The 23,740-nt window shown below is 63.7% G+C and carries 18 protein-coding genes and 1 pseudogene; 8 read left to right on the forward strand and 11 right to left on the reverse strand.

Translation table 11 applies throughout. The features are described from left to right. Positions 1 to 167: 167 nt before the first annotated feature. The 8 genes from fbaA to OKC30_RS10940 form a co-directional block, all read right to left on the reverse strand. Entirely contained in the window at positions 168 to 1,247 is a 1,080-nt protein-coding gene (fbaA, locus tag OKC30_RS10905; RefSeq protein WP_010675658.1) for a class II fructose-bisphosphate aldolase, read from the reverse strand. A 115-nt stretch (positions 1,248 to 1,362) separates the two neighbouring features. Then, on the reverse strand, positions 1,363 to 2,526 hold the full coding sequence (locus OKC30_RS10910; RefSeq protein WP_039040546.1) for a phosphoglycerate kinase: 1,164 nt from the start codon (positions 2,524 to 2,526) through the stop codon (positions 1,363 to 1,365). Between the two features lie 66 nt (positions 2,527 to 2,592). Further along, positions 2,593 to 3,603, reverse strand: coding sequence for an erythrose-4-phosphate dehydrogenase (gene epd, locus OKC30_RS10915; protein ID WP_160838188.1), 1,011 nt, complete (start codon positions 3,601 to 3,603; stop codon positions 2,593 to 2,595). Positions 3,604 to 3,653: 50 nt separating this feature from the next. After that, complete coding sequence (locus OKC30_RS10920; RefSeq protein WP_160838190.1) at positions 3,654 to 4,583, reverse strand: ROK family protein; 930 nt, start codon at positions 4,581 to 4,583, stop codon at positions 3,654 to 3,656. Between the two features lie 151 nt (positions 4,584 to 4,734). Continuing rightward, positions 4,735 to 5,802, reverse strand: coding sequence for a uroporphyrinogen decarboxylase (gene hemE, locus OKC30_RS10925; RefSeq protein WP_010675662.1), 1,068 nt, complete (start codon positions 5,800 to 5,802; stop codon positions 4,735 to 4,737). Between the two features lie 139 nt (positions 5,803 to 5,941). Further along, entirely contained in the window at positions 5,942 to 6,721 is a 780-nt protein-coding gene (gene nudC / locus OKC30_RS10930; protein WP_160838192.1) for an NAD(+) diphosphatase, read from the reverse strand. Between the two features lie 381 nt (positions 6,722 to 7,102). After that, positions 7,103 to 7,708, reverse strand: coding sequence for a TIGR04211 family SH3 domain-containing protein (locus tag OKC30_RS10935; protein ID WP_010675664.1), 606 nt, complete (start codon positions 7,706 to 7,708; stop codon positions 7,103 to 7,105). 152 nt (positions 7,709 to 7,860) lie between these two features. After that, positions 7,861 to 8,613: a potassium channel family protein gene (locus OKC30_RS10940; RefSeq protein ID WP_160838194.1), complete on the reverse strand. Its 753-nt coding sequence runs from the start codon at positions 8,611 to 8,613 to the stop codon at positions 7,861 to 7,863. A 100-nt stretch (positions 8,614 to 8,713) separates the two neighbouring features. Between OKC30_RS10940 and OKC30_RS10945 the strand changes: the two genes are divergently transcribed. The 3 genes and pseudogenes from OKC30_RS10945 (at position 8,714) to glnE (ending at position 13,521) form a co-directional block, all read left to right on the forward strand. Further along, the gene (locus tag OKC30_RS10945; protein ID WP_160838196.1) at positions 8,714 to 9,964 is read left to right on the forward strand and encodes a methyl-accepting chemotaxis protein; all 1,251 of its coding nucleotides are present in this window, start codon (positions 8,714 to 8,716) and stop codon (positions 9,962 to 9,964) included. A gap of 107 nt (positions 9,965 to 10,071) precedes the next feature. Beyond that, positions 10,072 to 10,512, forward strand: a pseudogene (locus tag OKC30_RS10950) (GNAT family N-acetyltransferase). Between the two features lie 135 nt (positions 10,513 to 10,647). Beyond that, complete coding sequence (gene glnE, locus OKC30_RS10955; RefSeq protein ID WP_270664050.1) at positions 10,648 to 13,521, forward strand: bifunctional [glutamate--ammonia ligase]-adenylyl-L-tyrosine phosphorylase/[glutamate--ammonia-ligase] adenylyltransferase; 2,874 nt, start codon at positions 10,648 to 10,650, stop codon at positions 13,519 to 13,521. A 50-nt stretch (positions 13,522 to 13,571) separates the two neighbouring features. Here the strand turns inward: glnE and OKC30_RS10960 are convergent, their stop codons facing one another. From OKC30_RS10960 to OKC30_RS10970, 3 genes are all read right to left on the reverse strand, one after another. Then, positions 13,572 to 14,306, reverse strand: coding sequence for an SDR family oxidoreductase (locus OKC30_RS10960; protein WP_160838200.1), 735 nt, complete (start codon positions 14,304 to 14,306; stop codon positions 13,572 to 13,574). Between the two features lie 355 nt (positions 14,307 to 14,661). Further along, positions 14,662 to 16,818 (reverse strand): AsmA family protein, encoded by a 2,157-nt coding sequence (locus OKC30_RS10965; RefSeq protein ID WP_160838202.1) that lies wholly within the window; start codon positions 16,816 to 16,818, stop codon positions 14,662 to 14,664. 189 nt (positions 16,819 to 17,007) lie between these two features. Then, positions 17,008 to 19,155: a prolyl oligopeptidase family serine peptidase gene (locus tag OKC30_RS10970; protein WP_160838204.1), complete on the reverse strand. Its 2,148-nt coding sequence runs from the start codon at positions 19,153 to 19,155 to the stop codon at positions 17,008 to 17,010. Positions 19,156 to 19,370: 215 nt separating this feature from the next. Between OKC30_RS10970 and OKC30_RS10975 the strand changes: the two genes are divergently transcribed. The 5 genes from OKC30_RS10975 to OKC30_RS10995 all read left to right on the forward strand — a co-directional run bounded on the left by OKC30_RS10975 (position 19,371) and on the right by OKC30_RS10995 (position 23,563). Beyond that, positions 19,371 to 20,570, forward strand: a complete 1,200-nt coding sequence (locus OKC30_RS10975) for a threonine synthase (protein WP_160838206.1) — start codon at positions 19,371 to 19,373, stop codon at positions 20,568 to 20,570. Continuing rightward, positions 20,567 to 21,232 carry an amino acid ABC transporter permease gene (locus tag OKC30_RS10980; protein WP_113977614.1) on the forward strand — a complete coding sequence of 222 codons (666 nt, stop codon included), beginning with the start codon at positions 20,567 to 20,569 and terminating at the stop codon, positions 21,230 to 21,232. Before OKC30_RS10975 ends, OKC30_RS10980 begins: the two co-directional genes overlap by 4 nt. A gap of 74 nt (positions 21,233 to 21,306) precedes the next feature. Beyond that, positions 21,307 to 21,969, forward strand: coding sequence for an amino acid ABC transporter permease (locus OKC30_RS10985; protein ID WP_052815507.1), 663 nt, complete (start codon positions 21,307 to 21,309; stop codon positions 21,967 to 21,969). Further along, on the forward strand, positions 21,966 to 22,730 hold the full coding sequence (locus OKC30_RS10990) for an amino acid ABC transporter ATP-binding protein (RefSeq protein ID WP_270664055.1): 765 nt from the start codon (positions 21,966 to 21,968) through the stop codon (positions 22,728 to 22,730). The genes OKC30_RS10985 and OKC30_RS10990 overlap by 4 nt, the downstream gene beginning before the upstream one ends. Then, positions 22,727 to 23,563 (forward strand): transporter substrate-binding domain-containing protein, encoded by an 837-nt coding sequence (locus OKC30_RS10995; RefSeq protein ID WP_160838210.1) that lies wholly within the window; start codon positions 22,727 to 22,729, stop codon positions 23,561 to 23,563. The genes OKC30_RS10990 and OKC30_RS10995 overlap by 4 nt, the downstream gene beginning before the upstream one ends. Positions 23,564 to 23,740 lie beyond the last annotated feature (177 nt).

A 23,740-nucleotide genomic window follows, 5' to 3' on the forward strand; every position in this document is an offset into this window, starting at 1 on the left:
CCGATGTGGAGCGGGTGATGTCACTTTGTAGCCGAGATTGGATAAAACTGACCTAATGTTTAATCCGATTGGTATCAGCCCCCCATCCCCAATCCAGCCCATCAGGATCACAGAAATGCAAAAGGCGCCCCGAAGGGCGCCTTTTCATGCAATCAAGGTGCTGCGAATTACAGTACGTCGATGGCGTTCAGGTCGGAGAAGGCCTTCTCCAGACGCGCGATCATGGAAGTCTGACCGGCACGCAGCCATACGCGCGGATCGTAGAACTTCTTGTTCGGCTTGTCGGCACCTTCCGGGTTGCCCAGCTGGCCTTGCAGGTAGGCTTCGTTGGACTTGTAGAAGTTCAGCACGCCTTCCCAGGTCGCCCACTGGGTGTCGGTGTCGATGTTCATCTTCACCACGCCGTAGGAGATGGATTCGCGGATCTCTTCCAGGGTAGAGCCGGAGCCACCGTGGAACACGAAGTCCAGGGACTTGGCAGGCAGACCGAACTTCTCGGAGACGTACTTCTGGGAGTTGTCCAGGATCTTCGGAGTCAGCTTGACGTTACCCGGCTTGTACACACCGTGCACGTTGCCGAAGGAGGCAGCGATGGTGAAGCGCGGGCTGATCTTGGACAGACGCTCGTAGGCGTAGGCCACGTCTTCCGGCTGGGTGTACAGGGAGGATTGGTCCAGGTGGCTGTTGTCCACGCCGTCTTCTTCACCGCCGGTGCAGCCCAGTTCCAGCTCCAGAGTCATGTTCATCTTGGCCATGCGGGTCAGGTACTCGCAGCAGATGTCGATGTTCTCTTCCAGAGACTCTTCGGACAGATCCAGCATGTGGGAGGAGAACAGCGGCTTGCCGGTTTCGGCAAAGTGCTTCTCGCCCGCGTCCAGCAGACCGTCGATCCACGGCAGCAGCTTCTTGGCGGCGTGGTCGGTGTGCAGGATCACCGGTACACCGTAGGCTTCGGCAACGGCGTGCACATGCTTGGCACCGGAGATGGCACCCAGGATGGCAGCTTGCTGGCCTTCCAGCTTCAGACCCTTGCCGGCGGTGAACACGGCACCACCGTTGGAGAACTGTACGATAACCGGGGCTTTGACCTTGGCAGCAGCTTCCAGCACGGCGTTCACGGAGTCGGTACCGACGCAGTTGACGGCCGGCAGAGCGAAGCCGTTTTCCTTGGCGATGGCGAACACTTTCTGAACGTCATCACCAGTGATCACGCCGGGTTTTACGAAGTCGAAAATTTTCTTAGACATGTTTAATCGTCCTGTCTCGTATGCCGTTAATAAAAAGTGGGGGGTTCATCATGAACCGGCACAGCGGCCACATGATAAACGAAACGGGAGGCTTTTGCCCCCCGTCCCGGGTCAATTAGGCTTTGGCGCGCTCTTCGAGAATCGCGACAGCCGGCAGTACCTTGCCTTCTACGAACTCCAGGAAGGCGCCGCCGCCGGTGGAGATGTAGGAGACCTTGTCGGCGATGCCGAACTTGTCGATGGCAGCCAGGGTGTCACCACCGCCAGCGATGGAGAAGGCCGGGGAAGCGGCGATGGCTTCGGCGATCACCTTGGTGCCTTCAGCGAACTGGTCGAACTCGAACACGCCGACCGGGCCGTTCCACAGGATGGTCTTGGCGTTCATGATGATGTCGGCCAGGGCCTTGGCGGAATCCGGACCGATGTCGAAGATCATGTCGCCGTCAGTCACGTCGGACACGGACTTGATGGTGGCCGGGGTGGATTCGGAGAATTCGCTACCCACAACCACGTCGGTGGTCACCGGAATGTTGGTTTCGGCAGCCAGTTTCTTGGCGGTGTCGATCAGGTCGTGCTCGCACAGGGACTTGCCGACGTTGTGACCGGCAGCAGCGATGAAGGTGTTGGCGATGCCACCACCGACCACCAGCTGGTCAGCGATCTTGGAGAGGGATTCCAGCACGGTCAGCTTGGTGGAGACCTTGGAGCCACCCACGATGGCAACCATGGGGCGCTCGGGCTTGAGCATGGCTTTGCCCAGGGCTTCCAGCTCACCGGCCAGCAGGGGGCCTGCACAGGCAACCGGCGCGAACTGGGCCACACCGTAGGTGGAGCCTTCGGCACGGTGAGCAGTACCGAACGCATCCATTACAAAGACGTCACACAGGGCGGCGTATTTTTTGGCCAGCTCTTCGGTGTTCTTCTTCTCGCCTTTGTTGAAACGGCAGTTTTCCAGCACAACCAGCTCACCGGCGGCGACGTCTACGCCATCCAGGTAGTCTTTGGCCAGACGAACCGGGCAGGACAGTGCGTCTTTCAGATAGTTGACAACCGGAGCCAGGGAGAATTCTTCGTTGTATTCACCCTCGGTCGGACGACCCAGGTGGGAGGTGATCATCAGCTTGGCGCCCTTTTCCAGAGCCAGCTTGATGGTCGGCAGAGTCGCAACGATACGTGCATCGGAAGTGACCTTGCCGTCTTTTACCGGCACGTTCAGGTCAGCACGGATCAGAACGCGTTTGCCCGCCAGATCCAGGTCGGTCATCTTGATAACAGACATATTCAGTCCTCTATATATTTTCAGGTAATGTTAAAAAAACAGTAACCTTGCGCCCGGTGCAGACTCTCAGCCTGCGGCCATCATGGCCTGGGTGGTATCCAGCATGCGGTTGGCGAAGCCCCATTCGTTATCGCACCACATCAACATCTTGACGAGGTTGGCATCGCTGACCCGGGTCTGGGTACCATCAATGATGCAGGAGTGTGCATCATGATTAAAGTCTACGGAGACCAGTGGCTCTTCCGTGTAGTCCAGAATACCGTGTAATGTACCTCTGGATGCCCGTTGCAGGGCTTGATTTACGTCACTAACTGTCACTTTTTTACGAACAGTAATGCTCAGATCCATGGCGGTTACATTGATGGTCGGTACCCGTACCGCGATCGCCTCGAACTTGCCGGCAAAGTGGGGAAGGATACGTTCCAACCCCTTTGCCAGCTTGGTGTCCACCGGGATGATGGACTGGCTGGCTGCCCGGGTTCTGCGCAAGTCGCCGTGATAGGCATCGATGACTTGCTGATCGTGCATGGCCGAATGAATTGTCGTAATAGTACCACAATTTATCTCGAATTCTCGATGCAATGTTTCGATGACGGGGACCACGCAGTTGGTGGTACAGGAGGCGTTGGAGACGATCCGCTCCCGCCCGGTCAGCACCTGGTGGTTGACCCCGTAGACGATGGTGGCGTCCACGTCCGCGTCCGCCGGATGGGAGAAGAGCACCTTGCCCGCTCCCGCCCCCAGATGCAGCTCGGCATCGGCCCGGGAGCCGAACACCCCGGTGCAGTCCAGCACCACATCCACCCCCAGCGCCCGCCAGGGCAGCCTGGACGGATCCTTCTCGGCAAACAGGGCGATGAGATCCTCCCCCACCTGCATGCTGTTGCCCGCCAGTTGTACCGGATAGCGGAACCGGCCGTGGCTGGTGTCAAAGCGGGTCAGGTGCACCATGGCCTCGGGGGCAGCCAGCTCGTTGATGGCCACTATCTTGATGGTCTTGTCGCGGCCGCTCTCGTAGAGGGCCCGCAGCACGTTGCGGCCGATGCGGCCATAGCCGTTGATGGCAATCTTGATCATGGAAACGTTGTGTCCTTAGCTGCGACAAAGGGATGGGAGGAAGGGGCGACTCACGAGAGCAGTGCCTCGCGAAAGACGCCGCGGGCCAGCAGTGCGGCACCGAATACCCCGGCGCTGTCCCCCAGAGCCGGCGCTATCATGGGGGTGGCGAAGCGGGGGTTGAACAGGAGGGGCAATACCGTTTCGCGCCCGGCGCGATAGAGGCTCTGCACATTGCCCACGCCGCCACCGATGACGATGACGTCCGGATCGAGAATATTGATCACGTTGGCGAGGGCCTGGCCGAACAGCAGGTGCAACCTGTCCATGGTGAGCCTGGCGACATGATCATGGGCACTGGCCGCAGCAATCTGGGCGAGCGAGAGACGGCGTTTGGTCCTGGCCTCGTACCAGGCCTCCAGCGCCGGGCCGCTGATGAGGGTTTCGACGCAGCCGCGCTTGCCGCAGTAGCACTCTGGCCCCTCCGGCAACAGGACGTTGTGCCCCCACTCCCCGGCGATGCCGTGGTGACCGTTGAGGATCTGGCCGTTGATGACGATGCCGGCCCCGACCCCGGTGCCCATGATGATGCCAAACACCACTTTTGCATCGGGATGCTGCTGGCGCACCGCCCCCAGATGGGTTTCCGCCAGGGCAAAACAGTTGGCGTCGTTGGCGATGAGCACGGGGACGCCCAGCCTGCGCTCAAGATCTTCCTTGAGCGGCTTGCCGTTGAACTCGGTGGTGTTGCTGTTTTTCAGCAGCCCGGTCTGGGGGTCCCGGGCCCCTGGCGTCCCCATGCCGATGAGTGCAGGACGCTGACCGAGTTTGGCGGCACACTCGTCCACCAGTTTGGCGATCTGGCCCAGCATGTGCTGGTAGCCGCCGCGCCGTTCAGTGGGAATGCGGTGGCGCAGCAACACCTCGTCGCCATCTAGCACCACGCACTCGCACTTGGTCCCGCCAAGGTCGATGCCCCAATCCCACGCCCGCTTCTCCATCCAGCCTCCTGCCCCTCAACGACCCCATCCCGGCCACGACTGCCAACATGGGGGTGCAGTGTAACCCGAGCCGCGACCAGGATGCAGCCCCCTGTGTCACGGACAGCAAAACGGGGCCCGCAGGCCCCGTTCATCACGCTGTTTGCCGCACTCAGCGACCGTGGTACCGGGCGGAGAGCTCATGCACCGCGTTGACGAACACGCCAGCATGTTCCGGGTCCACATCCTGATGGATGCCGTGCCCCAGGTTGAAGACATGGCCGTTGCCATGACCGAAACCGGCCAGAATGGTGGCGACCTCTTCGCGGATCCGCTCCGGGGTGGCGTAGAGCATGGAGGGATCCATGTTGCCCTGCAGCGCCACCTTGTCGCCCACCCGGCGTTTGGCGTCCGCGATGTCGGTGGTCCAGTCCAGCCCCAGGGCATCGCAGCCGGTGGCGGCGATCTGCTCCAGCCACTGGCCGCCGTTCTTGGTGAACAGGGTGACCGGCACACGGCGGCCCTCATGTTCACGGATCAGGCCATCGACGATCTTGTGCATGTACTGCAGGGAAAAGTCGCGGTAATCCCGCGGGGTGAGCACGCCGCCCCAGGTATCGAACACCATGACCGCCTGGGCACCCGCCCTGATCTGGGCGTTGAGATAGCTAATCACGCTGTCCGCCAGCTTGTCGAGCAGCAGGTGCAGGGTCTGCGGCTCTGCATACATCATCTGCTTGATCTTGGTGAACGCCTTGGAGCTGCCCCCCTCCACCATGTAGGTGGCCAGGGTCCAGGGGCTGCCGGAGAAGCCGATGAGCGGCACGTCGCCCTTGAGCTCGCGGCGGATGGTGCGCACCGCATTCATCACGTAGCCGAGCTCGTCTTCCGGATCCGGGATGGGCAGGGCCTGCACGTCGGCCATGGAGGTGATCGGGCGCTCGAAGCGCGGGCCTTCCCCGTGTTCGAAGTAGAGGCCCAGCCCCATGGCATCGGGCACGGTCAGGATGTCGGAGAAGAGGATGGCGGCATCGAGTGGATAGCGGCGCAGGGGCTGCAGGGTGACTTCACAGGCCAGCTCGGCGTTGCGACACAGGGACATGAAATCCCCCGCAACGGCGCGGGTCGCCTTGTATTCCGGCAGATAACGGCCAGCCTGACGCATCATCCATACCGGGGTCATGTCCACTTCCTGGCGCAGCAGGGCACGCAGGTATCGATCGTTTTTCAGCTCTTTCATCCCAGTTCCTGAGTCATGTCACGCATAAAATGGCGGACATGATACCACTTTGTGCAAGGCTGAGGGCGACCCTGACGCCGCACATCGCCGCAGGAGTGCAAAGATGTGAGGGGGCGCATACAAGCGCCCCCGTTTTCCCTCAACGCGCCTCGGCGAGGCACTGTTCGATGAGCCGGCGCGCTATGGTGCCATGAGGGGGCAAGCGCGGCAGCCGGTCAGCCTCAAAGAAGCCTGCCGCCACCAGTTCGTCATCCTGCACCCGGATCTCGCCGCTCTCGTAGTCGGCGGTGAAGCCCATCATCAGGCTGTGGGGGAAGGGCCAGGGCTGGCTCGCCACGTAACGCACATTGGTCACCCGGATGCCGCTCTCCTCGAACACCTCCCGCGCCACGCACTGCTCCAGATTCTCCCCAGCCTCCACGAAGCCGGCCAGCACGGTATACATGGGATCATCCGCCTGATAGTGACGGCGGTGGGCTGCCAGCAAGATGGCCGGCCCCTTGCGCACCGCGACGATGATGCAGGGGGAGATGCGCGGATAGACGACATGGCCGTGATGACACCCCTGGGCCCACTCCCCTTCCCTCGGGGTCATGGGGGCGCCGCACTCACCGCAGAAACGATGGGTACGGCGAAAAGTGGCGAGCTGCCAGGCCCGTCCTGCGAGGCGAAAGCCCTCTTCGTCCCCCGCCACCATGAGCTGGCGCAGCGGGGCCATGGCCCCGGTCTCCGCCTCCGTGCCCAGATCCAGCAGATGGCAAGGCAGGCCATCCCACTCGTCGAAGCGCTCGAAGGGGGCGGTGTGCAGATGGGGGGGCAAAACGGCGCGGGCCCCTTTTGGAATGCGCCCCTGTTCATCCAGCAGGACGAGGTGATCGCCCCCCAGCACGAACCAGCAGGCCTGTTCAGTTGATGACATATGATGAAGGCTCTTGTTGAGAATGCGCGCGGCACAGGATCGTTCGCCTCATCTTACGAGCGGGAAGGGCCGATGGCGACCCCCGACATGGCCCTCTTCTCGCCAGACACACCATGAAAAAGGCCGCCTCTGGCGCAATGCTGTTCACTTAAGAGAATTTGAGTTCCAGTCCACGTAGTATCAGGACAAAAAAGCGAGGGAGGCATGATGCCTCCCTCTTTCTATTACAAGCCCCGCTGGATAAAGGCTGGAGGAAGATCGACTGGACACAGCCTTGCCCCCTCAACTCAAATCCAATTTATGAATAATCAGTCAAAAAAGTGCTTATCTGAACAGCATTGCGCCTCTGGCGACCTTTCATCCTGTTGACCGCCCGGGCGATCAGTTCATCCAGCGCTCGCTGCTCTTGCGACGGCGCGGGAGCATGGGCAGGAGGATCCCGAGCAGGATGCCGCCCCCCACCATGGCACCACCGCGGATGAACCAGTCCATCTGCATGTCGTGCTCACGGTTGTCATAGCTCTGGGTCAGGGCGTCGTTCTGTTCCTTGAGGCTGCTCATCTCGGCGCTCTGGCTGTCCAGACGGGCTTTGAGGCTGGCGATCTCCTTGCTCTGCTCGGCTATCTTGCCATCCTTCTCGGCGAAGCGTTTCTCGTTGTCGCCATTGAGGTTCAGCAGACGGGCCTTGGCTTCGTCCAGCTCTTTCTGAACCTGGGGAAGGCGTTCACGCAGGCTGATCTCCCCCTGCAGCTCGCTGTTCTTGATCCAGCCCTCGCGGCCACGACCGTCCACCACCTGGGTGAATCCGGCCTCCTGGTTCACCGCCTTGACCTCCAGCGGCTCACCTGCCTTGACGCTGCCGAGGATCCGGTACTGGGTACCCGGACCGTTGTGGATATAGGTAAAGATGTTGTCTGAAACATAGCGGGTATCGGCCAGTGCCTGTTGGGCACACAAGCAGATCAGGATCCCGAGAAGGGCGCGCATGGTCGATCGATTCTCTTCGTTGGATTAGGTTGCAGGCCGAATGTTAAGCCGCCTGCGGGTCAAAGGACAAGCAAAGAAAAGCGCCATCTCCCCGAGTGAGAGCTGTCTCGCAGCACCGCCGGTTTACGACGCGACCATTCCAGACGTCGCACCTACTTCTGTTTCAGCGCCTGCACCTCGGCGCGCAAGGCCTTGAGCTCTTTGAGCAGTTGCGCCTGCTGCTCGCTCTGCTGGCGTCGCCACACCGCAGTGTCGTCGTTGGTCTTGCCGGGATGGACGAACAGGCTGGCCATGAAGCCGCTGAGGGCGCCAAACAACCCCACTCCAAAGAGGATCAGCAGGCTGGCGACGAAGCGCCCCTCCTCCGTCTTGGGCACCAGATCCCCGTATCCCACGGTAGAGAGGGTCACCAGCGTCCACCAGAAGGCATCGTAAGGAGTCTGGATCTGGCTGCCGGGTTGTCCCGTTTCCAGCCAGTACATGACGCCGGAGCCGACCCCCAGCAACAGGAAGAAGAGGAAGAGAATGCCGGAGAGGGTGGTTTCGTTGCGTTCACGACGGAACATGGCCAGCAGATCCGGTCTGTCCCGGAGCAACTGGTAGACCCGCCACAGCTGGATGAGCCGCGCCCAGCGCAGTTGTTCCACCATGGGCAGGCTGCCGGGCAGATAGAACCAGTTGCTCTTGAAGAAGGCCATCCTGTCGGAGGCGCGCGCCCAGCCATAGGCGAAGTGAGCGAGGAAGAAGTAGCAGATCAGACTGTCGACATCATAAAAGAGCTGTAAAGTCTGGGGGCTCAGTTCACCGTGCCCCAGCCAGCGAGCAGCCACCAGGCAAACCGAAATCACGGAGAGAAACCCCATCAGCAGATCCATGGTACGCAAATGAGTTAAGTGATATCGCATACAATTTCCAACTTTAAGCACGGTGCAAATTAATAAAAAGGAAGATAATGCCGATAGCTATGACGGCAAAGGAATAATGGACGTTGAAAGGAGAAAAATTATGCAGTTGAACCCGCTGGAGAGGCGCATGAGCAACATCCGACTAGTGCCCAAGGTGGTGCTGCTCATGGTGTTCAGCACCCTGCTGCTGCTGGCCAAACTCTGGTTCGATGCCAGCAACCTGGAAGCGACCCTGCTCAGCGAGGGCATTGATGCCGCCATGGCCAACACCATCGCCGATCGCCTGCTCTGGACCGGGCTGGTGGAGACGGCGCTCATGGGGGTCGTCTTCGTGGTGCTGCTGCTCACCGGCTCCCGCCTCATGGTCAAGCAGGTCCACTACCTGGTGGGGCTGCTGGAGCGTTTCGCCAACAAGGATCTCAGCCACAGCGTGCTGCTCAAGTCCCGGGACGAGTTCGGCGACATCGCCAAGGCGGTGGCCCACTCCCAGGAGAACCTCAAGGAGGTGTTCGGGACCCAGCGTGCCGCCTGCAAGGAGCTCAACGAGATCGCCTCCCAGGTGACTCTCTGTATGGATGAGGCGAACGAGGCCATCAACGAGGAGTTCACCCAGATTGAGCAGCTTGCCAGCGCCATGAGCCAGATGGTCGGTGCCATTCGAGAAGTGGCCAACCACGCGGAGCAGGCGTCCCACGCCACCGCCGGAACCAGCCAGCTGGCCGAGGAGGGCAGCCGCTGCGTGGCGGCTACCGTCAACACCATCGACACTCTCTCCGGCAACATCCAGCGCTCCTCCACCGTGGTCAACGAAGTGGAGCACGGAGTCGATCGCATCGGATCCGTGGTGGACACCATCCGCAGCATCTCCGAGCAGACCAACCTGCTGGCCCTGAACGCCGCCATCGAGGCCGCCCGCGCCGGTGAGGCAGGTCGCGGTTTTGCCGTGGTCGCCTCCGAGGTGCGCGAACTCGCGAACCGTGCCCAGGCGGCCACCGTCGAGATCCAGAAGATGATCGAGCAGCTTCAGGGCAACGCCCGCCAGGCCGTCGGCCTGATGGCCGAGAGCGTGCAGCAGGCGGACAAGGGGGTGGAGCAGGTGACCCAGGCAGGTACCCAGCTCGACACCATAGTGCAGCGGGTGCAGGGAGTGGCCGACATGAACCGCCAGATCGCCGCCGCCTCCGAGCAGCAGAGCTCGGTGGCCGAGGAGATGAATGCCAACCTGGAGCAGGTCAAACAGGTGGTGGAAGGCTCCGTCGTGGTGCTGCGGGAGCTGAAAGATGCCTCCGAACTGGTGGAACACCACAGCCAGACGCTGGACAGCCATATCCAGGCCTTCAAGCTGGCCTGATGCTGGCACCCATTGTCAAACCTTCAGGCTGGCCTGAGGTCGTGATTTGAGTACACTGGAAGGCCCCCTTAGGGGCCTTTCTTTTTTCATCACGGCAAGGAGCCAGGATGCAGACCACAGAACGTGCGCTTGAGATAAGCGACGACAAGGGGCGCCTCGACGTCCCGCTCATTCACCGTTTCCTCAGTGAAGAGGCCTACTGGTGTCTCGGCATTCCCCTCGCCAACCTGCAGCGGGCCATCAACCACTCCCTGTGCTTCGGAGCCTATCTCGACGGCCAGCAGGTCGCCTTCGCCCGGGTCATCACAGACAAGGCCACCTTCGGTTATCTCGCCGACGTCTTCGTGCTGCCCTAACATCGCGGGCGCGGTCACAGCAAGGCCCTGGTGGCAGCCATCCTCGCCCACCCGGAGCTGCAAGGGCTGCGCCGTCTCTCCCTCGCCACCTCCGATGCCCACGGCCTCTACGCCGGTTTCGGTTTTGTGCCGCCGAGAAGCCCCGGCAGCCTGATGGAAATCTACGACCCCGAGATCTACCGGCGTCCCTGAGCCCGGCCGATCGCCAGATCCGTCGCCGGATCACCTTCCGGGCAGCGGCGCTGTGACGCCAGCGCCCGGGAGTGCTAGATTGGCAGCCGGCTTTTCACTCTCCCTGCAGACTCGTCAACCACAAGGATGGCAACCGTGGCCCAGCACTCTCCCTCTTTCTCCGCCTTCTCTCCCTTGTTGCAGGAGCAGGCCCTGCGCCACTGGCAGCGGCTGCTCGCTCTGGCGCCCCAGTATGACGCACTGCCCGAGCCCACCCGCCAGACCCTGCTGACCCTGCTCGGCCTCTCCGACTTTGTCGCCGACTCCCTTATCAAGCAGCCGGGGCTGCTGGCCGAGACCCTGGCATCGGACGCACTGACCCGGGCCGAGCGCTGGCCCGCCTATGAACCTGAGCTCGCAGCCCTGCTCGCCGAGGTCGCGGACGAGGAGGCGCTCAAGCGTATCCTGCGCCAGTTCCGCCGCAGCCGCATGCTGGTGATCGCCTGGCGCGAGCTGCTCGGGGAGTCCGAGGTCGAAGAGAGCTTCATCCATCTCACCAAGCTGGCGGATGCCCTCATCTGTGGTGCCCGCGACTGGCTCTACGCCAAACAGTGCAGCGAGCTGGGCACCCCCATGGACGGCGATGGCAACCCCCAGCCGCTGCTCATCCTCGGGATGGGCAAGCTCGGCGGCGGCGAGCTCAACTTCTCCTCGGACATCGACCTTATCTTCACCTTCCCCGAGAACGGCTACACCGTTGGCGGGCGGCGGGAGCTCGCCAACCAGCAGTTCTTCATCAAGCTGGGGCAGCGTCTCATCAACGCCCTCCACCAGCCCACCCAGGATGGTCAGGTGTTCCGGGTCGACATGCGACTGCGCCCCTTTGGCGATGCGGGGCCGCTCGCCATCTCCTTCGCCGCCATGGAGGACTACTACCAGCATCACGGCCGCAACTGGGAGCGCTACGCCATGGTCAAGGCGCGGGTGCTGGGCACCCAGTGCGAACACGCCATGGCCCTGACCGAACTGCTGCGCCCCTTCGTGTTCCGCCGCTATATCGACTTCGGCGTCATCGACGGCCTGCGCCAGATGAAGGCGATGATCGCCGCCGAGGTGCGCCGCAAGGGACTGGAGGGCAACATCAAGCTGGGGGCCGGGGGCATTCGCGAGGTGGAGTTCATCGCCCAGGCGCTGCAACTCATCCGTGGCGGGCGCGAGCCCGCCCTGCGGGTACGCCACCTGCCCGAGGCGCTGGCCGCCATCGCCCAGGGGGGTGCCCTGGAGGGGAGCCAGTGCGAACGCCTGCTCACCGCCTATCGCTTCCTGCGCCGGGTGGAAAACATCTTGCAGGAGATCGGCGATCAGCAGACCCAGACTCTGCCCACCGAGGAGCGGGATCGCCAGCGGCTCATCGCCACCCTCGGCTTTACCGACTGGGACGCCTTCATGGCCCACCTCGATGAGGAGATGGCCGCCGTCCATCAGGAGTTCGTCGCCGTGGTGGGGGAAGAGAAGGAGGCCCCCGCCCACCTGGAACAGCTCTGGCTCGATCTCTGGCGCACCGAGCTTGATGCCGCCGAGCTGGAAAAACTGCTGACCACGCAGGGAGTGGTGGAGCCCGCCCCCCTCTGCGCCGCCCTGCTGCGTTTCAAGGAGGAGTACAAGCGCCGTCAGGTGGGGCCCCAGGGGCGTATCGCCCTGGACTGGCTGATGCCGGAGCTGCTGCGGCTGGTGGTGGCGAGCCGCGAGCCCGCCCGCCTGTTCGAGCGGGTCTGCACCCTGCTGACCCGCATCTTCACCCGCAGCGCCTATCTGCAACTGCTGGCGGAAAACCCCGCCGCCCTGCGCCAGCTGGTACGCCTGTGTGACGAGAGCAACCTGGTGAGCGAGCAGCTGGCCCGCTACCCCATCCTGCTGGACGAGTTGCTCGATCCCCAGCACCTCTATCACCCCACCCCGCTCGATCAGTACAAGCCCCAGCTGCGCCAGTTCCTGCTGCGCATCCCCGAAGAGGACGTGGAGCAGCAGATGGAGGCGCTGCGCCAGTTCAAGCAGGTGCAGCTGTTGCGCATCGTGGCGGCCGACATCGCTGGCGCCCTGCCGCTGATGAAGGTGAGCGACCACCTCACCTGGCTGGCGGAGGCGATCACCGAGGAGGTGGTCAATCAGGCGTGGGCCCAGATGAGCGAACGCTACGGTGTCCCCCCCGAGGTGGCGGTGAGCGGCCAGCGCGGCTTTGCGGTGGTGGCCTACGGCAAGCTGGGGGGCATCGAACTCGGCTACGGCTCGGATCTCGATCTGGTGTTCCTGCACGGCGGCGACCCCAACAGTTACACCGATGGCCGCAAGCCCATCGACAGCCGCCAGTTCTACCTGCGCCTGGCCCAGCGGATCCTGCATCTGTTCAGCACCCGCACTCCGTCCGGCATCCTCTACGAGATCGACATGCGGCTGCGCCCCTCCGGCGAGGCCGGCCTGCTGGTCTCATCGCTGTCGGCCTATGAGCAGTACCAGCAGCAGGAAGCCTGGACCTGGGAGCATCAGGCCCTGGTGCGAGCCCGTCCCATCTATGGCGATGATGCCGTGGTCGCCGAATTTGCCCGCATCCGCCGCGACGTGCTGGCCAAGGAGCGGGATCTGCCCAGCCTGGCCCGCGAAGTGCGGGAGATGCGCCAGAAGATGCGGGATCACCTGCTCAAGGCGGGAGAGGGAGAGTTCGATCTCAAGCAGTCCCCCGGCGGCATGGTGGACATCGAGTTCATCGCCCAGTACCTGGTGCTGGCCCATGCCTGCGGTGAGCCGGACGCCCTCACCCGCTGGTCAGACAATGTGCGCATCTTCGATGAGTGCGTGATGGCGGGGGTACTCACACTGGAGCAGGCAGAGGGGCTCAAGCACGCCTATCTGGAGATCCGCAACCTCGGCCATCGCCTCAACCTCTCCGAGGTCTCCCGCAAGGTGGGCGACGACAGGCTGCTGCCGGAGCGCGGCCATGTGCTGGCGGTCTGGCAACAGCTACTGGGGGAATAAACCGAAGGGGCGCCGAGGCGCCCCTTGTTGTATCTATCATCGGGTCGGGGTCAGCGCCCGCCGGCCACGTCGATGAAGGTGCCGGTGACGTAGGAAGCCTCGTCAGACAGCAGCCAGGCGATGGCGGCTGCCACCTCGGCCGGCTGACCGCCCCGTTGCAGCGGGATCTGCCCTTTCACCCGGTCGACCCGACCGGGCTCGCCGCCGTCGGCGTGCATGTCGGTGTAGATAAAACCCGGACGCACCCCGTTGACCCGGATCCCCTGGGCCGCCACCTCCAGCGACAGCCCCCTGGTCAGCACGTCGACGGCCCCCTTGGCGGCGGCATAGTCCACGTACTCCCACGCCGAACCCAGCCGGGCTGCGGCCGAGGAGACATTGACGATAGCGCCCCCCGCCGTCATCCGGCGCACCGCCTCGCGGCAGCAGAGAAAGCAGCTGGTGACATTGGTGGTCAGGGTCTGGTTGATGCGCTCGGCGCTCATCTCCAGTACCCGCATCTGCGGCTGCAACCTGCCGGCGTTGTTGACCAGATGAGTGACGGGGCCGAGCCGCGCGTCCATCTCCTCGAACAGACGCACCACCTCAGCCTCCACCCCGGCATCGGCCTGCACCGCGATGCAGCGGACCGGATGGGAGGCCAGGATCTCGGCCACCAGCGCCTCGGCACTGCCCTTGTCATGGCGATAGTTGAGGCACAGATGATAGCCCTGCCCCGCCAGATGGCGGGCGGTGGCGGCGCCAATGCCTCTGCCGCCGCCGGTGATCAGCACCCGTTTGTTCATGAACCCTCCTGATTCCCGGTTTCGAAGACTATTTCGCATAGTACCTCATGTTGCCGACCACACCTCGTCCCGTAACGCCCGGCACCACAGCAAAGAGCCCGCACGGGGCGCAATGCTGTTCAGATAAGCACATTTTTGACTAATTATTCATAAATGCGACTTGAGTTGGGGGAGCAAGGCTGTTTCCAGTCGATGTTCCTTCAGCCTTTATCCAGCGTGGCTTGCAATAGAAAGAGGGAGGCATCATGCCTCCCTCATTTTTAGCCCTGATACTACGTGGACTGGAACTCAAATTCTCTTAAGTGAACAGCATTGCGCACGGGGCGGGCTCTTGATGACAACAACGGGAGGCTGGCTATTTGAACAGGCCCTTGAGCAACTGGTCGGCCACCCCCTTCACCCCTTCGTTGTCGGCCTTGTCACCCAGCAGCTTCTTGAGACCGCGCTCGGCCTCCTTGCGGGCCTTCTCCTCCAGCAGCTTGTTGTTGCTGAGCAACTCCTTCACGTCGAGCCGGTAGCTGGGCACCTGCCAGTGGCCGCCGATGCGCACCGGTATGGTGATGTCCTTGAGCTCGTCCACGCTCTTGCCCCCCTGCCCCTTGCTGCTCTCCACCACGGAGGTGAGGAACAGGAAGTCGAGGGTCTCCGGCACCAGGGCGGTCTGGCCCTGCCCCTTCACCCGCAGGGCGGGGGCAAACAGCTGGATGTCGTCGCTCCTGGCAACCCCGTCGGCAATCCGGAAGCTGGCGGTAAGCGCGCTGAAATCGGTCTTGCGCACCTCCTTCACCTGATCAGCACCCTTGCCGGTCAGGGTGGCTCGCGCCTCGCGGATCATCTCCGCCAGGTTGATGCCGTGCAGGGCACCGTCGCTCAGCCTGAGGCTCACCTTGCCCTGCATCCGGCTGCGCAGCGCCTGCTCGGAGAGTCCTGAGCCCTGCGCCTCGACCTCCAGATCCCCCTTGCCTTCCAGCAGGTCGGTCTGGGCCAGGGTCTGCAGCAGCGGCCGCACATCGACCCCCAGCACCCGCTTGTGCACCTGATAGCGGGCCGGCTGCTGACGGGCATCTAGCACGCCGCTGGCGGTCACCTGACCGCCGGCCACGCCGGCGCTGAACTGCTTGAGGGTGAGCTGGCCACCGGCCAGGGCCAGTTGCAGATCGACGGCGCTCAAATCCAGCCCCTTCAATCGCAAGCTGCCCAGTTGCAGCCGGCCCGCCAGGTCCACCGCCTTGAGGGCGGTAAGATCCGGTTCGGCCGTGGAGAGCGCCTTGGCGGCGGGTGCGGCGGTCTGTGCCGGCGCCCCGGCCGGGGCGGCAGCACCCGAGGTGGCAGCCACAGGCGCCGCCTTGGCCGGCTGACCGAGCCAACTGTCGAGATCCAGCTTCTCCCCCTTGAGGTCGAACGCCACCTTGGGCACGGCGCCCAACTGCACGCTGCCGTTGCCGCTCAGCAGAGCATCATCCACCCCCATCACCAGGTTGCTGAGGGTGACGGCCTGTTTGCCCAGCTCGGCGCGGGCAAAGCCCGCCAGCTTCACCTGCATCTGCGGGCGCGGCAGGGCATCGCCGCTGAGCTTGGCGGCCAGCACGGCATCCGATATCTCCAGCAGTTGCCGGTTTTCATCGAGCCGCGCCTTGAGAGTTCCCTCCAGCGTACCGGCCAGGGCCGGCTTGTCCGCTGCCCCCTGTGCCCCCTGCAGACTGAGGGTGAGGCTGCTCCACTGACCCAGTGCCAGCCGGTCGGCCTTGAGGGAGAAAGCATCCAGCCGCTGGGTCGGTTCGCTCAGGCTCCCCGCCAGTGCGACATCTTTCAGCTCGCTGCGGCTGGCATCGGACGCTAGCTTGAGCTGGGCCGACCCCTTGAGATCAAACGCCAGCTCACCCTGGGCCCCCTTGGCGGCCAGGGTCACCGGTACCCACTCCCCCGGGGTCAACTGCCCCAGATCGAGATCCAGCCGGTCGAGCCGGGAGACGGTACCGCTGCGGTCGTCCCGCACCAGGGCGCTGGCATCCACCAGCGCGATGCCTTGCAGGCTGATCTGCCAGGGCTGTCTGTCACTGGCGGGCGGGGGCGTCGTTGCGGCAGGCTCGGAGGCCGCCTCCCCCTTGGGCTCGGCGGAGGCCTTGAGCAGATCCCTCAGGTTGGAGCTGCCATCAGCCCTGGTCTGGATAAACAGATGGGCGCCACTCAGGGTCACCTTGCCGATCTCAAGCTTGTGGGAGAGCAGTGGCAACAGGCCCACCGAGGCCTCCCCGCGCGTGAAGCGCACCAGGTCGGGCTCGGCAAAGCCGGCGGGGTTGCGCAGCGCCACCTGCTCGAGGGAGAGGCCGAGGCTTGGCCAGAAACGCCAGCCGATATCCCCTTGTATCACCAGCTCGCGGCCGGTGCTCTTGCGCACCTGTTCCACCAGCTGGGGCTTGAACTGGTTGGGATCGATGAGGGACACCAGGGCGGCGATGGCCACCACGGCCGCCAGCGCCAACCCCAGCAGGATGTAGATGATCTTCTTCACGATGGACTCCTTGAATGCGGATCTTGTGGCTGACTATACCACCGGGGGGATGACAGATGGGGCCCGTCTGCCAAAACGGGCCAGTGGCGAGACAGAGATGGTCGCAGGCCCACGTTCAAACACGCGGCAATAAAAAGGGCCCCGCAGGGCCCTGATGATAGTGGATGGCTGGCGCCCGCCTCGCCCGGATCAAGGCTGACGCGGCAGCTCCCTGTAGCCCATCTCGTACAGGGTGAAGGCATAGATGTCCGCACTCTGCTCGATAAGCTTGGCCACCGGCGTGCCCGCCCCGTGCCCGGCATTGGTCTCGATGCGGATGAGCTGGGGATGGGGGCCGGCATTGTCGGCCTGCAGGGTGGCGGCAAACTTGAAGGAGTGGGCCGGCACCACCCGATCGTCGTGATCCGCCGTGGTCACCAGGGTCGAAGGGTAGCTGACCCCGGCCCGGACGTTGTGCAGGGGCGAGTAGCCCTTCAAGTAGTCGAACATCGCCTCGCTGTCGGCGCTGGTGCCGTAGTCATAGGCCCAGCCTGCCCCAGCGGTGAAGGTGTGGTAGCGCAGCATGTCGAGCACCCCCACCGCCGGCAGGGCGACCCGCATCAGATCCGGCCGCTGGGTCATCACGGCCCCCACCAGCAGACCGCCGTTGGAGCCACCTCGGATCGCCAGCCGATCGGTGCGGGTGTAGCCCTCGGCCTTGAGGTACTCGGCCGCCGCGATGAAATCGTCGAACACGTTCTGCTTGTTCTGCTGGGTGCCCGCCAGGTGCCAGGCCTGGCCGTACTCGCCGCCCCCGCGCAGGTTGGCCACCGCATAGACGCCCCCCAGATCCAGCCAGTTGGCTACCGACACGCTGAAGCTCGGGGTCAGGCTCACGTCGAAGCCGCCATAGCCGTAGAGGATGGTCGGGTTGCTGCCATCGAGTTTCAGCCCCTTGCGGTAGCTGATGATGAGCGGCACCCGGGTGCCGTCCTTGCTCTGGTAGAAGCGCTGCTCGGAAACGTAATCCTCCGGTTTGAACGGCGCCGCCGAGGCGCGATAGAGGCTGATGGCGCCGCTCTTGGGCTCGAACCGGTAGAGAGTCGGCGGCTGGGCATAGTGCTCGAAGCCGAAGTAGAGGGCGGGGTCGTCGTGCTTGCCGTTGAAGCCACTGACGCTGCCAAGGCCGGGCAGCGCCACCTCGCGCACCCGCTTGCCCTCGTAGTCGAACTGCTCGACCCGGGCGGTGGCATCCACCATGTACTCGGCGAACAGATAGCCGCTGCCGCTGTGTACCGTCAGCACCTGCTGACGCTCGGGAATGAGATCCCGCCAGTGGGCCGGGCCCGGGTTGGCGGCATCCACCGTCACCAGCCGGCCGTTGGGGGCGTCCCGGTTGGTCAGCAGGTAAAGGGTGCCGCCCTGGTTGTCCACCAGGCTCACGTCCGCATCCAGATCCCCCTGCACCGTCAGCAGCGGCGCGTTCTCCTGGCTCAGATCCTTCACATAGAGGCGGTTGCCCGAGGTGGAGTTCGCCGCCGAGATAAGCAGGAAGCGGTCATCTTCGGTGACGGTTGCCCCCACGTAACGGTGGTGCTGGGCCGGGATGGCGCCGAACACCAGCCGGTCATCCTCCTGCGCCGTGCCGAGCCGGTGGAAATAGACCTTGTGCTGATCTGTCCTGGCCGACAGCTCGCTGCCGTCGGGCTTGTCGTAGCTCGAGTAGAAGAAGCCCTCGTTGCCGAGCCAGCTGATGCCGCTGAACTTCACGTCCTTGAGGGGCGCCTCCAGCGGCTGCTTGCTCTGTACGTCCATCAGGTGGATCTCGCGCCAGTCGCTGCCCGCCAGCGACAAGGAGTAGGCCAGGATGCGGCCATCGCGGGAGAAACTCAGCTGATCCAGCGCCGTGGTGCCGTCGGGGCTGAGGGTATTGGGATCGAGGAACACCTCGGCCGGCTTGCCCTCCAGCTGGCGCCACAGCACGTTCTGGTTCTGCAGGCCGTCGTTCTTGAAGAAGTAGTGGTAGCGCCCCTCGCGAAACGGCGCCCCCTCCTTGGCGTAGTTCCAGGAGGCGGCCAGCTTCTCCTTGATGGCGGCGCGATACGGGATCTGCGCCAGGTAACCCTGAGTCACCCGGTTCTGGGCCTTGACCCAGGCCTCCGTCTCGGGGCTGCGATCATCCTCCAGCCAGCGATAGGGGTCGGCCACGGCCTGGCCGAAATAGTGATCCACCTGCTCACCCTGGCGGGTGACGGGGTAGTGAAGGCGCGTATTCCCTGACATGGCATCCTCTCTGGTTGGCTGGCCGCTGCACGCACAGAGCAGTGACAGGGCCAGCAGGCTGACAATGGCTCGCATCGAGGCGGCTCCCTGCGGTTTGAATGAGCGGGCAGGTTAACAAAGCGCGCCGGATGGCCCAACCCCCCGACCGGTGGCAGAGGGTGGCCCGCCGACACGGGGGAGCCATATGAATTTTTTCGCTTAAGTTTGCCGCTTTATTTTGTTTGTTATCCGGCCCTTGGGTCACAGGATGGAATAAGACACCAGCCAACGTGAGCCATTCAGGATAAAGCATGCCGTACAGCTACCTATCACATCTGCGTTGCAGCAAGACCGGCGAGATAGTGGATGCCGATCAGCCCCAGCAGTTGAGTCCGGTCGGTGCCCCCTTGCTGGCCAGTTACGACCTCGAGGCCCTGAAACAGGCCTGGCACCCGGCCGCTCTGCTGGGGCGCCCCGCCAGCCTGTGGCGCTACCACGAGCTGCTGCCGGTGCGCGACCCCGCCCAGGTGATCACCCTGGGGGAAGGCTTCACCCCTCTGCTGCCCCTGCCCGCTTTCGGCAAACAGATCGGCATTCCGGATCTCTGGATGAAGGATGAGAGCATCATCCCCACCGGTTCTTTCAAGGCCCGCGGCGCCGCGGTCGGCGTCTCCCGCGCCCGGGAGCTCGGCATCACCCACTTCGCCATGCCCACCAACGGCAACGCCGGTGCGGCCTGGGCGCTTTACGGCGCCCGCGCCGGCTTGCGCAGCACCATAGTCATGCCCCAGGCGGCCCCCGCCATCACAAGACTGGAAACCTCGCTGGCCGGTGCCCGCCTCTATCTGGTGGATGGCCTCATCAGCGACGCCGGTCGCCAGGTGGCCGAGCAGGGGCGGTTCGATGCCTCCACCCTCAAGGAGCCCTATCGCATCGAGGGCAAGAAGACCATGGGGCTGGAGATCGCCGAGCAGCTCGGCTGGACCCTGCCGGACGTCATCCTCTACCCCACCGGCGGCGGAGTTGGTCTCATCGGCATCTACAAGGCGCTGCGGGAGTTGCAGGAGCTGGGCTGGGTCAAAGGTCCGCTGCCGCGACTGGTGGCGGTGCAGGCGAGCGGCTGCGCCCCCATCGTCCAGGCCTGGCAGCAGGGGGAGCGCGAATCGCGCTTCTGGCCCGATTCCCAGACCCTCGCCTTTGGCATCAACGTGCCCAAGGCGCTGGGGGACTTTCTGGTGCTGGACGCCCTCTATCGCACCGAGGGGTGCGCCGTCGCGGTGGACGATAGCGCCATCCAGCGCAAGATCCGACAGCTCGCCGCGCGCGAAGGCAGCTTCGTCTGCCCGGAAGGGGCGGCCGCCTTCGCCGCCGCCCGCCAGCTGCGGGAAGCGGGCTGGATACAGGGGGGCGAGCGGGTGGTGGTGCTCAACACCGGCGCCGGCATCAAGTACCCTGACGCCATCACGGTCGTGCCCCAGCGGCTGCGCCGCGACGGGAGGATCCCGGCATGAGCTTCGACTGGTCCTTTGTTCTCACCACCCTGCCGGCGTTCGGCCAATCGGTCTGGGTCACCCTGCAGCTCGGCATCCTAGTGATCCTCACCTCGCTCACTGTGGCGCTGCTCAATGTGACCCTGCAAAGCCTGCACAAGCCCTGGCTGAACGGGGTGATCCGCGCCTATGTGGAGCTGGCCCGCAACACGCCGCTCTTGATCCAGCTGTTCTTTCTCTACTTCGGGCTGCCGGCGCTCGGCATCTCGCTCTCCGGCTTTGCCACGGCAGTGATCGCCATGACCTTCCTCGGCGGCGGTTACCTGACCGAGGCGCTGCGGGCAGGCGTTCAGGCAATCCCCCCCAGCCAGCTGGAAGCAGGCCGGGCCATCGGCCTCTCCCGCTGGCAGTTGCTACGCCACGTGCAGCTGCCCCAGGCCTGGCTCGCCAGCCTGCCGGCGCTGTTTGCCAACTTCATCTTTCTGCTCAAAGAGACCACGGTGGCCTCGGCGGTGGCGGTGCCCGAGCTCCTCTACACCACCAAGAACTACATCGCCCTCTACTACAAGACCTACGAGATGCTGGCGGTACTGACCTTGATGTGCGTGCTGATCTTTCTGCCGCTCTCCCTCGCCCTGCGCGTCGTTGAAAGGAGGCTGCAACATGGTCAGTTCGGTCACTGAATCGCTGATACAAGCAGCTATTTTCCTGCTGTCACCTTCACTCGTCACCGATGCAGAGGAAAGGAGGGATCACTATGGCCAGTCCGGTCACTGAGCAGTTGGCGCAGGCGCTGCCGCTGCTGGCGGTGGGCGCGGGTCAGACCCTCGCCATCTCGCTGCTCGCCATCCTGTTCGCCACCCTGGGCGGGGTCGGTTACGGCGTGCTGGCCCAGCAGGGGGGAAGGCTGACTCGGGGAGTGCTGCGGGTCTATCTGGAGCTGTTTCGGGTGGTGCCCGTGCTGGTCTGGCTCTACCTCTTCTTCTTCGGGCTGCCGATCTTCTTCGGCCTCGATATTCCGGCCTTCTGGTGCGCCGTGCTGGTGCTGGCCCTGTGGGGGTCGAGCGAGGTAGGGGAGGTGGTGCGCGGCGGCCTGGGATCCCTCGCCCGCGGTCAGCAGGAGGCCGGGCTGGCGCTCGGGCTCTCCCGCTGGCAGCTCTATCGCCACGTGCTGCTGCCCCAGGCGCTGCAACGGCTGACGCCGCCGACCATCAACATCTACACCCGCATCATCAAGACCAGCTCGCTGGCGGTGCTGATCGGGGTGGTGGAGGTGATCAAGGTGGGCCAGCAGATCATCGAGCGCACCTATGGCTCGCTGCTTATCTACGGCCTGCTGTTCCTGTTCTTTTTTCTGGTCTGCTATCCGCTCTCGCTCGCCTCGCGCCGGCTGGAGCAACAATGGGGTAATGCGGTATGACACCTCTGCTTGAGCTCAATGCTGTCAGCAAACAATTCGGCCAACACCGGGTACTGGACGGGGTCAGCCTCACGGTGAACCCAGGGGAAGTGATCGTCATCCTGGGGCCGAGCGGCTGCGGCAAGAGCACACTGCTGCGCACCCTCAACGGGCTCGAACCCATTCAGGGGGGCGATATTCGCTTCGACGGAGAGCGGCTGGATGCCAGCACCGACTGGCAGCGGGTACGCCAGCGCATCGGCATGGTGTTCCAGAGCTATCACCTCTTCCCCAACCTGACGGTGCTGGAGAACGTGCTGCTCGGCCCTGTGCAGGTGCAGAAGCGGGAGCGGGCCGAGGCCCTGCTGCAGGCGGAGCAGCTGCTGACCCGCATCGGCCTGTGGGAGCGGCGCCACGACTATCCACGCCAGCTCTCCGGCGGCCAGCAGCAGCAGCGCATCGCCATCGTGCGGGCCCTGTGCATGAACCCGCAGGTGATGCTGTTTGACGAGGTGACCGCTGCGCTGGATCCCGAGATGGTACAGGAGGTGCTGGAGGTGATCCGGGATCTCGCCGGCAGCGGCATGACCCTGCTCATCGTCACCCACGAGCTGGCCTTCGCCCAGGCGGTGGCGGATCGCATCGTCTTCATGGACGGCGGCCACATCCTGGAGCAGACCGCCCCCCATCAATTTTTCGACAATCCCAGGAGCCAGCGTGCCCGCCAGTTCCTCGCCAAGTTTTCTTATACAACTGTCAGCAAACGAAAGGAGTCAGCATGAAGATAATTACCTCGGTCCTGTTTAGCGCCCTCATCGGCCTGGGCCTCGCCAGCGGCGCCGCCCAGGCAGAAGACGGTTCCCTCGCCAAGATCAAGGCGCGGGACAAGCTCATCGTCGGCGTCTTCACCGACAAGCCGCCGTTTGGCTATGTGGACGAGAAAGGAAACTACGTCGGCTTTGACACCGATCTCGGCCGCCGCTTCGCCAAGGATCTGCTGGGGGACGAGAACAAGGTCGAGTTCGTGGCGGTGGAGCCAGCCAGTCGCATTCCCTTCCTGCAGAGCGACAAGGTGGATCTGATCCTCGCCAACATGACGGTGACCCCGGAGCGGCGGCAGGTGGTGGACTTCACCAACCCGAACCTCAAGGTCGCGGTGCAGGTGCTGGTGCCGGAAGGCAGCGACGCCAAGAAGCTCGACGATCTGGCAAGCAAGCGGCTTATCGTCACCACCGGCACCACGGCCGACATCTGGCTGACCCGCAACCACCCGGACTGGAAGGTGCTCAAGTTCGAGAAGAACACCGAATCCCTGCAGGCCCTGGCCCAGGGCCGCGGCGATGCCTATGCCAAGGACAACCTGGTGCTGTTCAGCTGGGCCAAGGAGAACCCGGGCTATCGGGTGCTGCCCGAGAAGCTGGGCTCGGAAGACCCCATCGCCCCGGCGGTGAAGAAGGGCAATATCGAGCTGCGTGACTGGGTCAACGACCGTCTCGCCAAGCTGGGGGAAGAGAAGTACCTGCTCAAACTCTACGACCAGTATGTGCGCGACAAGCTGAGCGCCGATACCGATCCCAACGACGTGATAGTGGAAGGAGGCAAGTGGCAGGGTTGAGCCCTGCCCCCACAGCAGTGCTGAGTGTGAAGTGTGTGATCTTTGGTTCCGTTGGTCTGCAAACCGCAAGGTTTGACCTTTCCAGGCGCCCCCTCCAGGTGCAATGCTGATCAGTTAAGGATCCATTGACCGATCCTTCTGCTGTAGGACAATCCGGAACCAATCACTGGTTCCGGA

This window comes from Aeromonas sp. QDB18, assembly GCF_027705325.1.
In the GTDB taxonomy this organism is placed as follows: domain Bacteria; phylum Pseudomonadota; class Gammaproteobacteria; order Enterobacterales; family Aeromonadaceae; genus Aeromonas; species Aeromonas caviae.

Bases quoted from the DNA above. Each gene is read 5' to 3' on its own strand.
- OKC30_RS10945 (WP_160838196.1), top strand. From the start codon at position 8,714: ATGCAGTTGAACCCGCTGGAGAGGCGCATGAGCAACATCCGACTAGTG.
- OKC30_RS10970 (WP_160838204.1), bottom strand. From the start codon at position 19,155: ATGCGAGCCATTGTCAGCCTGCTGGCCCTGTCACTGCTCTGTGCGTGC.
- OKC30_RS10935 (WP_010675664.1), bottom strand. From the start codon at position 7,708: ATGCGCGCCCTTCTCGGGATCCTGATCTGCTTGTGTGCCCAACAGGCA.
- nudC (WP_160838192.1), bottom strand. From the start codon at position 6,721: ATGTCATCAACTGAACAGGCCTGCTGGTTCGTGCTGGGGGGCGATCAC.
- OKC30_RS10990 (WP_270664055.1), top strand. From the start codon at position 21,966: ATGACACCTCTGCTTGAGCTCAATGCTGTCAGCAAACAATTCGGCCAA.
- OKC30_RS10980 (WP_113977614.1), top strand. From the start codon at position 20,567: ATGAGCTTCGACTGGTCCTTTGTTCTCACCACCCTGCCGGCGTTCGGC.
- OKC30_RS10920 (WP_160838190.1), bottom strand. From the start codon at position 4,583: ATGGAGAAGCGGGCGTGGGATTGGGGCATCGACCTTGGCGGGACCAAG.
- OKC30_RS10960 (WP_160838200.1), bottom strand. From the start codon at position 14,306: ATGAACAAACGGGTGCTGATCACCGGCGGCGGCAGAGGCATTGGCGCC.
- epd (WP_160838188.1), bottom strand. From the start codon at position 3,603: ATGATCAAGATTGCCATCAACGGCTATGGCCGCATCGGCCGCAACGTG.
- fbaA (WP_010675658.1), bottom strand. From the start codon at position 1,247: ATGTCTAAGAAAATTTTCGACTTCGTAAAACCCGGCGTGATCACTGGT.
- OKC30_RS10910 (WP_039040546.1), bottom strand. From the start codon at position 2,526: ATGTCTGTTATCAAGATGACCGACCTGGATCTGGCGGGCAAACGCGTT.
- OKC30_RS10985 (WP_052815507.1), top strand. From the start codon at position 21,307: ATGGCCAGTCCGGTCACTGAGCAGTTGGCGCAGGCGCTGCCGCTGCTG.
- hemE (WP_010675662.1), bottom strand. From the start codon at position 5,802: ATGAAAGAGCTGAAAAACGATCGATACCTGCGTGCCCTGCTGCGCCAG.
- OKC30_RS10975 (WP_160838206.1), top strand. From the start codon at position 19,371: ATGCCGTACAGCTACCTATCACATCTGCGTTGCAGCAAGACCGGCGAG.
- OKC30_RS10995 (WP_160838210.1), top strand. From the start codon at position 22,727: ATGAAGATAATTACCTCGGTCCTGTTTAGCGCCCTCATCGGCCTGGGC.
- OKC30_RS10940 (WP_160838194.1), bottom strand. From the start codon at position 8,613: ATGCGATATCACTTAACTCATTTGCGTACCATGGATCTGCTGATGGGG.